At 60.2% G+C, this 7,767-nt stretch carries 5 protein-coding genes; all 5 read left to right on the top strand.

What is annotated here, in order from left to right; all coding sequences use genetic code 11:
• The coding region (locus tag WBP53_RS03925) for a hypothetical protein (RefSeq protein WP_423926145.1) at positions 1 to 911 on the top strand (911 nt) is incomplete at its 5' end.
• A 23-nt stretch (positions 912 to 934) separates the two neighbouring features.
• Complete coding sequence (locus WBP53_RS03930) at positions 935 to 2,836, top strand: DUF1302 domain-containing protein (RefSeq protein WP_423926147.1); 1,902 nt, start codon at positions 935 to 937, stop codon at positions 2,834 to 2,836.
• A gap of 20 nt (positions 2,837 to 2,856) precedes the next feature.
• The gene (locus WBP53_RS03935) at positions 2,857 to 4,239 is read left to right on the top strand and encodes a DUF1329 domain-containing protein (protein WP_423926149.1); all 1,383 of its coding nucleotides are present in this window, start codon (positions 2,857 to 2,859) and stop codon (positions 4,237 to 4,239) included.
• A 106-nt stretch (positions 4,240 to 4,345) separates the two neighbouring features.
• Positions 4,346 to 5,503, top strand: coding sequence for a WD40/YVTN/BNR-like repeat-containing protein (locus WBP53_RS03940; protein ID WP_423926151.1), 1,158 nt, complete (start codon positions 4,346 to 4,348; stop codon positions 5,501 to 5,503).
• A 10-nt stretch (positions 5,504 to 5,513) separates the two neighbouring features.
• Positions 5,514 to 7,767: efflux RND transporter permease subunit (locus WBP53_RS03945; protein WP_423926153.1), on the top strand; the 2,254-nt coding region annotated here is incomplete at its 3' end.

Raw genomic sequence — 7,767 nt, forward strand, 5'->3', positions numbered from 1 at the left:
GATTTGCAGTGATCGCAATCGATGCACCCCTGCATGGCATCACCAGAACGGCCAGCCCGCTTTACGGCAGCCTGGGCTCGACCGAGCGCACCTTCAACATCGACCTCATCAACAATACGACCGGTGCACCCGGCCCGGATGGCGTGATTGATCCCTCCGGCACCTGGTTCATCAACCTGCCGAGTCTGCTGACTTCACGAGACAACAATCGCCAGGCTGTGGCTGACCTGATCCAGTTGGCCCGCGCCATTCCGACCGCACGCTACACGACCAGCGGTGGCGTGAATTTCGACGGAGCCAGGATCGGATTCGTCGGTCAGTCACTGGGCGGCATACTCGGCACCGTATTCATGGGCGTGAACCCCACCGTACAGACGGCCTTGCTCAACGTTCCGGGCGGTGGCATCGCCAACCTGCTCGAAGGCTCGCCCACCTTTGGCCCGCGCATTCGCGCAGGTCTTGCAGGTCTGGGCCTGACCCCGGGAACGGCTGACTACGCTGCATTCTTCGTAGCGGCTCAAACGGTCATCGATTCCTCGGACCCGATCAACTGGGCCCTGGCCGGCAACAACACCCTCAACGCCTCGAAGAACCTGCTGATCCAGGAAGTGGTCGGTGGCGGCGACGTGCTGCCTGACCAGGTCATCCCGAACACCGTGCCCGGAGCACCGCTTTCGGGTACCGAGCCGCTGATTCGTATCCTCGGCTTGAGCAGCATTACCGAATCCACGCAATCGCCCACCGGCATTCGCGGCGCCGTGCGTTTCACTCAAGGCGATCACGGCTCGCTGCTGAGCCCGGCGGCTTCGCCAGGCGCAACTGTCGAAATGCAGGGTGAGATGGTAAGCCTGCAGAAGAGCGGCGGCGCTGCCGTCCAGATCAGCAATCCGTCCGTCATCCAGACGCAATAACCGACCTGGCACTGGAGTCAAAAATGAAAACCAGCAACACATTCCGGGCCGGTTCGCGACTTCGCAGTCCGGCACTGTCCACCCTCTCGATCGCCATGGCGCTGGCATTTGCCGGCACCGCCAGCGATGCGCAGGCGTACGCCTGGGGCGAGGAAGATGGCTTCAACTTCGTCATCAACACGACGCTTTCCTACGGTATCGGATGGCGCGCCCAGGACCGCGACGACGATCTGATCGGAAAAGCGCAGTTTGACCCGACCATTTTCCAGACCGGGCTTGGCAGCCAGGCTCAGAATGACGCGGTCGGTCGCTATTCGGTCAACGGCGACGACGGCGATCTCGCCTACGATCAATGGGATCCGATTTCAAACGCAGTCAGCGCCCTGGTCGAGGTCACCCTCAACTATGGCTACAACTGGGGTGGCTTCATCCGCGGCACGACTTTCTATGATTTCGAGAATGCCGACCGCGCAAATCTGTCGCAGGCCGCACGCAATCGCGTCGGTACCCAGGGGCGTATCCTCGATGCCTTCATCTTCCACAACTTCACGCTTGGCGAGCAGCAAGGCACGATCCGATTTGGTCGCCAGGTAACCAGTTGGGGTGAGAGCACCTTTATCCAGGGCGGCATCAACTCGATCAACCCGATCGATGTCTCCAAGCTGCGTCTGGCCGGCTCCGAGCTGAAGTCGGCGTTCCTGCCAGTCAACATGCTCTGGGGCTCGTACAACTTCACCGACAACTTCTCGATGGAGGCCGTCTACCTGCTCGACTTCCAGAAGATCGATCCGGATCCGGTGGGCAGCTACTTCTCGACCAACGACTTCGCCGTCATCGGCGGTCGCTACGTGATGCTGAACTTCGGTACGGTTCCGCAGCCGGTCATCAACACCGACCTGTTTGCCAGCGTTTGCGGCCAGGGCAACTACGACCAGAGTGACACCGGTCTGCCGCCCAGCCTCGTCGCAGCCGGCTGTTCTGCCGCGTTCCCGCGTGGTGATACCCGCTACCCGTCGAACGGTGGCCAGGGTGGTATCGCGCTACGCTATATGGCGGAAAGCCTGAACAACACCGAGTTCGGCTTCTACGCAATGAACTACCACAGCCGCCTGCCATTGATCAGCGGTGTCTCGGTGATCAGCTCGGCGGTCAACTCGGGTTCCTACTTCACCGAATACCCGGAAGACATCCACCTGTTCGGCGTCAGTTTCAACACCCTGCTCGACAGCAGCGGCGTCGCCTTGCAAGGTGAATTGAGCTACCGACCGAACCAGCCCTACCAGATCGATGACGTCGAAGTACTGTTTGCCGGCCTGTCGCCGTTGAATGCGATCATTCCGCAGCCCTACCTGCGCTTCAACAGCCAGCTGGGTTCGTACGGTCCGGGTCAGGAAATCCGCGGTTGGGAGCGGCACAAGGTCGCCCAGCTGCAATTCACCGCGACCAAGGTATTCGGACCGGGCAACTGGCTGGGCTCCGACCAGATCGCCATGGTCGGCGAGGTCGGCTTCACCAATGTCGACTTGCCGGACAATCTGCGATTCCAGGGTGATGGCACGGACACCGGCGGTGGCGGCGATGTCAATTCCGGCGTCGGCCGCAACCCGATTACCCAGGTTGGCGGATTTCCGACGCGCTTCTCCTGGGGCTACCGGCTTGCCGCTCGCGCCAACTACGACAACGCCTTTGGCACTGCAATCAGCCTGATCCCGCGAGTTGCCTTCCAGCAGGATGTCAACGGCACCACGCCCGGACCGGGTGGCAGTTTCCTCGAAGGACGCAAGGCCGTCACCCTGGGTGTCCAGGCCGACTATCTGAGCAAATGGTCCTTCGACCTCGCCTACACCAACTACTTTGGTGGCGGCGACTTCAACTTGATCAACGATCGCGATTTCGTCCAGATCGCGGCCCGCTACCAGTTCTGAGGGTACGACCAATGAGAATCATGAAAACAGCAGGACTCGCCATTGTCATCGCCACTGCGCTGATGGCCAATGCCGCGGTCGCCAAGGTCAGTGCCGAGGAAGCCAAGAAGCTCGGTTTGACCGGAACGCCGCTGACACCGCTGGGAGCAGAGCGCGCCGGCAACGCCGACGGTTCGATTCCGGAATGGACTGGCGGCATCACCCAGCCGCCGGCCGGCTACAAGGTCGGCATGCACCATCTCGATCCGTTCGCTGCGGACAAACCGCTGTTCACGATAACCGCCGCCAACTACAAGGAATATGGTGACAAGCTGTCCGTCGGACAGCAGGCCATGTTTGCGAAGTATCCGGATTGGAAGATGGTCGTCTATCCGACTCGCCGTTCGGCATCCAATCCGCAGCGCACCTACGAGATGACGATGAAGAACGCCGTGACCGGTGAGCTGGTCGGTGGCGAAAAGGGTGACGGTGTTTCCAATGTCGCAGAGGGTATCCCGTTCCCCATCTTGAGCAGCGATCCAAAAATTGCCGGACCACAGGCGATCTGGAACCACAAGCTCAAGTACAAGGGTGTTTCGGCGCGACGCTGGTCGACCCAGGCTCCGGTAACGGCCAGTGGAAAGTACGTTCTGGTCAAGATCAAGGAAGAACTGCTCGGCCTCTACTATCGTCAGGGTGCGACGCTCGACGAAATCAACAACATCCTGATCTACTTCTTTCAGGAAGTGATTTCGCCGCCCCGTCTTGCCGGTCAGATCCTGCTCGTGCACGAGACACTGAATTCCGAAGTCGGCCCACGTCAGGCATGGGTTTACAACCCCGGCCAGCGCCGCGTACGCCGGGCACCGAACATTGCGTATGACAACCCCGGAACGGCCGCTGACAATCTGCGCACGACCGACATGACCGACATGTTCAACGGTTCGCTCGATCGCTTCGAGTACAAGCTGGTCGAGAAGCGCGAGATGTATGTTCCGTACAACTCCTACAAGGCACACAGCTCGGATACCAAGGTCGAAGACCTGCTCAAACCCGGCTATATCGATCCGGACTATCTGCGCTATGAGCTGCATCGCGTCTACGTTGTCGAGGCGACCCTGCGCCCAGGCCAGCGCCACATCAATCCGCGCCGTACGTTCTATCTCGACGAAGACAGCTGGCAGATCCTAACCACCGATCACTACGATGCGCAGCTGGAACTCTGGCGCTATTCCGAGGCGCCGAGCATCAACTACTACGATGTGCCGGTGTTCTGGTCGACCCTGGAAGATCATCACGACCTCAAGTCGGGACGATACATTTCCGTTGGACTCGACAACCAGGACGAGATGTACGATTTCTCGTTCCAGACAACTCCGGCCATGTTCTCGCCACAGTCGCTGCGCCAGCGCGGCATCCAGTAAGACAAATCTCCATGCGTCTACCGCCGATCTTCCGCAAGGGGGGTCGGCGGCAACTGAACAAACAGGGTTGCCCGCCAGGGTCACCCGCCAAGCACAGGTAACCCGCATGCAGCGCTTAAAAACCGGCCTCGCGGCCGCATCCCTGGCGCTGGCAGCGCTGTCGATCGGTCCGGCAGTCCAGGCGCAGGAATCGGCCAACTTTCCTGCCGACCCCCTTCTTCGCCCAGTTGAAATCATGCCGCTGGCCAATCAGGCGATGATGCTCGACATCACGCCCAGTGGTGACCGCTTCATCGCCGTTGGCGAACGCGGAGAGGTGATGACTTCCGCGGATGGCAACGAGTGGGTCCAGTCAGCCGGGGTGCCGCTGCGGAGCACGCTCACGGCGGTAACCGCCGTCGGCAACCAGGCCTGGGCGGTCGGCCACGATGGCGTCATCCTGCATAGCAGTGATGGCGGCGAGAACTGGGAAATTCAGCGTCGAGATCCGCGCGGGCAACCCGCCGAGGGAATCGACCCCTATGACTTGCGCCAGGGTGCTCCGTTCCTGGACGTATTGTTCACGGACTCAAACAACGGCATGGCCATTGGTGCCTACAGCCTGTTCCTCACGACTCGTGATGGTGGCAAGACCTGGAACGGTTCACGCATTCCGACCGGTCAGCCCGATAGTGAAGCCGGTCAGGATCCGACTGACGACATTCTCATGGAGGATGATCCCGCCGCCGGGGATCTTGTCGATGACAATGAATTCAGCAGTCAGGTGTTCAGCGACGATGAGCTCAAGATCGGCATGGAAAGTGATCCGCATCTGAATGGCATCGCACGCACGGGCAGTGGCGGTCTTGTCATCGTCGGAGAGCGCGGCGCGATCTTCCGTTCGGAGGATGGTGGACTGTCGTGGACACGTTCCCAGCTGCCGTATGACGGATCGATGTTCGGTGTCGTCGGCTTTGAAGGCCAGCGCGTGGTCGCCTTCGGCCTGCGCGGTCACGTATTCGAATCCACTGATCTCGGGGTGAACTGGACCGAGGTTCCGACCAGCAGCGAACTGAGCCTCATGGGCGGAACCGCACTCGGCAAGGACGGCGTCGTCATTGTCGGCGCGAACGGCATCATCCTGAGCCGCGCAAACGCCAGCGAGCCCCTGAAGATAGCCACAGATACCGCAGCCGGCGTCATCGCCGGTGTACAGCCGGTCGGAAACGACGGTGACTTGCTGATAGCCAGCGAAAATGGCCTCAGCCGCTTCCAGCCCAAGTGACGGGGAAACCATGAGCGCAGGCAGTTCCAGCAACAAGAAACCCAACGCCTTCCATCGCGGCGCAGAGAAGCTCGTATTTGGCAGTCGCCCGATCGTGCTGATCCTGTTTGCGATCGTCACGGTCGTGCTTACCTTTTTCGCCGCGCAGCTGCGTGTCGATGCCGGGTTCAAGAAGCAGATTCCGCTCAAGCACGAATACATGCAGACGTTCATCGACTACGAGCAGGAGTTCGGCGGTGCAAACCGCGTGCTCATCGCGGTCATGGACAAGAACGGCGACATGTTCAATCTGCCGTTCTTTCAGGCGATGGAGAACATCACCCAGGATGCCAAGAGCATCGACAGCGTCGATGAAGCACGGGTGCGTTCGATCTTTACGCCAAACGTGCGCTTCGTTGAAGTAGTCGAGGATGGCTTCGCCGGTGGCAACGTCATACCTCAGGACTTCACGCCAAACAGCGAAGGCTTCGATGCGACGCCCGAGCAGTTCGCGACAATCAAGGCCAACATGGAGAAGGCCAGCATCGTTGGTCGCCTCGTAGCGAAGGACTTTTCTGGCGCGATGATCTGGGTGGACCTGGTTCCGGAGAATCCGGAAAAGGGCGTCAAGGTCGACTACAACAAGATCGCCATCCAGCTCGACGAGATTCGCGCCAAGTACGAAAACGAAAATACGACAGTCGCGATCATCGGCTTCGCGAAGATGGTCGGAGACATCACCGCTGGTGCGCAATCGGTGATCTGGTTCTTCGGAATGACAATCGCCTTCACCTGGCTATTGCTCTTCATCTACTCATCGTCGGTCAAGCTCGCTTCGCTGACCGTCCTCTGCGCATTGATCTCGGTCGTCTGGATGCTGGGTGCATTGCGCTTGCTCGGTTTTGGCATTGACCCGATGAACATGCTGACGCCATTCCTGATATTCGCCATAGCGGTAAGCCATGGCGAACAGATGATCAATCGGTACCGAGGCGAAATCTTCTTTGGCGGACTCGAGGAAGGTACGCCCGAAGAGCTCAGCCACCGCACCGGCGTCGATTCCGAGACTGCTGCGCGCAGCGCTTTCCGCGCCCTGCTGATTCCGGGCTCGGTGGCCCTGGCCGCCGGTTGCATCGGATTCGCCGCGATCCTGGTCATTCCAATTCGGATCATCTTCGAGCTGGCCATCACCGCAACCATCGGCGTCGCCCTCACCGTGCTGACCGATCTGGTGCTGTTGCCGGTGTTGCTCTCGTATACGCGACTGCGCAACCTGCCACGCAAGCGCGCCTATCGCCTGCGCCAGCTCACCCAATTCGACAAGATCTGGACGGTGCTGGCCAAATTCAGCCGCCCCGTGCCAGCCGCGATCATCCTGGTCATTGGTGTCGCCATCTGGTTTGTTGCCGAGCGCTATGGCGAGAAGGTGATGATCGGCGACGCGCAGAAGGGCGTTGCCGAACTGCGTCCGGACGCACGCTACAACCAGGATGCGGTCCTCATCAGCGACAAGTTTGCCCTCGGTGTCGACATCATCAACATCATCGCGGAAGGTCCGCCCTCGGCGTGCACCAACAGCTACCCAAGCATGGAGCTGGTCGATCGCTTCGCGTGGCACTTGCGCAATGTTGAAGGCGTGGCCCAGGTCATCACGCTGCCGATGGCGGCCAAGGTCGTCAACGCCGGCTGGAACGAAGGCAATATCCGCTGGCGCGTGCTGCCGCGTGATTCCGATACCTTGCGTCTTTCGACGCAGGGCTTCGAGACCGATACCGGCCTGCTCAATGCAGATTGCAGCGCCATGCCGATCATGGCCTTCCTGACCGATCACCGCGCAACGACGATCGATCGCGTGGTCAATGCGGTGAAGCAGTTCCGGGAAGAGAACAACGCCTGGCATGGCCCGGATGTGAACCTGCGCGAACAGCTCGCAGAACAATCGGCCAGTGGTGATGTCCCCGAAGAAGGGTTGCATCAGGTCAATCTGCGGTTGGCCACCGGAAACGTCGGCGTCATGGCCGCGATCAACGACGAGGTCCGTGAGGTCAAGCGCCTGATCCTCTATATGTTGTATGCGGCCGTATTCCTGATGTGCCTGATCAGCTTCCGCAGTCCGCGCGCGGCACTGTGCATCGTGCTGCCTCTGGTCCTGGTCACCGAGCTCGGCCACGCGTTGATGGTCTATCTCGACATCGGCATGAAGATCAACACGCTCACCGTCGTGGCACTCGGTGTGGGTATCGGCGTCGACTACGGAATCTATATTTTCGCCAGGATGAACGAGT

The organism is Dokdonella sp. (genome assembly GCF_049593775.1).
Classification (GTDB): domain Bacteria; phylum Pseudomonadota; class Gammaproteobacteria; order Xanthomonadales; family Rhodanobacteraceae; genus Dokdonella.

Bases quoted from the DNA above. Each gene is read 5' to 3' on its own strand.
- WBP53_RS03940 (WP_423926151.1), top strand. From the start codon at position 4,346: ATGCAGCGCTTAAAAACCGGCCTCGCGGCCGCATCCCTGGCGCTGGCA.
- WBP53_RS03930 (WP_423926147.1), top strand. From the start codon at position 935: ATGAAAACCAGCAACACATTCCGGGCCGGTTCGCGACTTCGCAGTCCG.
- WBP53_RS03935 (WP_423926149.1), top strand. From the start codon at position 2,857: ATGAAAACAGCAGGACTCGCCATTGTCATCGCCACTGCGCTGATGGCC.